This window comes from Bacteroidia bacterium (assembly GCA_016218155.1).
In the GTDB taxonomy this organism is placed as follows: domain Bacteria; phylum Bacteroidota; class Bacteroidia; order Bacteroidales; family GWA2-32-17; genus GWA2-32-17.
In genome coordinates this window covers 1-1165 of sequence record JACREQ010000016.1, presented here as the reverse complement: position 1 = coordinate 1165, position 1165 = coordinate 1, and the positions used below count along the sequence as shown (strand labels likewise).

Genomic DNA, 1165 nt, shown 5'->3' with positions numbered 1-1165 from the left:
GTTGCTTGAAACAACTTTTGTTTTTTTTAAAACAATCCCTAAAGAATTAATGACTTCAAAAGAATTTATATAAGCAGTATTTGCATTTATAAATACTTGAAAAAACGCTATAAAAATACGATTTATTCTATTTGACTATTGATTTTTCATTCGTGAACTTCAAACTGTCATATAAAAAAGTGAGTTCCGCACAAACCTACTTATTAAGTAACTTTGTGCGGGATGCCAAAAGGACCACGAATATTTCGTTTCTCATTCTCACAAAAAGTGGATTGATTCGTTATGCCGGGTTGATGCTTTTTTACCAGTTTTGTAAATTTAGCCGGTTGGCAAAAATGAAATAAAAACCTTATTAATGTCTTTAACCTTAATAGAAAAATTGAACCCCGAACCGTTAACCTTATTACCTTATCAATACTAAATGAGAATAGAATACCGAAATCTTTTCACGCATTTTATATTTACAACTTTACACCGCCTGCCATTAATACAGGAAAAGCATAGAGCGCGCATTGAAAAATATATTACAGGTATTGTTAACAATAATGATTCAAAATTATATGCGATATACGCCAATCCGGAGCATGTTCATTTTCTTGTTTCACGCTCGCCAAAATTATCGGACGATGACTTAGCCGATATTATAGCAAATAGTTCAGATAACTTTATCAATCAAAATAAATTATGCATTGGAAAATTTTCGTGGCAAGAAACAGCGTCTGCATTTTCGGTATCAAAAGGAGATGTGGACAAGGTTTGTAAATATATTCTCAATCAACCTCAACATCATCGTAAATTTAGTTTTGCAGAAGAATATGATTCGTTTCTGAAATTTTATCAAAAGAGTTTGCGGTATCAGAAATAAGGTAATAAGGTTATATTTCTTTTTGTTGTTTTGTCTATTAAGGTAAAAAGGAAAAAAATAAGGTTTAATTTGTTATTAAAAAATTCAAAGAAGGATCACAAAACCAAAATAGAACTTTTGAACGGTTTTGCAATAGATTTTTTAAATCGATACTATGAAAGATTATCGAATTAGCGTTTTTTCAAGAAATAATATTGCTCAATATATTTGTTATTTCCCGTTTGAGTTAAAAAGTCAAACACCATGCTTTTTATCATGAGCGGCTTAAACGGAACGGAATTAGCGAAGGAGTTTACTTCT

Annotated in this window: 1 protein-coding gene; it reads left to right on the top strand. The window is 30.5% G+C overall.

The genetic code is table 11. From position 1 onward, the window contains the following. Nucleotides 1-421: 421 nt before the first annotated feature. Nucleotides 422-865, top strand: a complete 444-nt coding sequence (locus tag HY951_02475; protein ID MBI5538894.1) for a transposase — start codon at nt 422-424, stop codon at nt 863-865. Nucleotides 866-1165 lie beyond the last annotated feature (300 nt).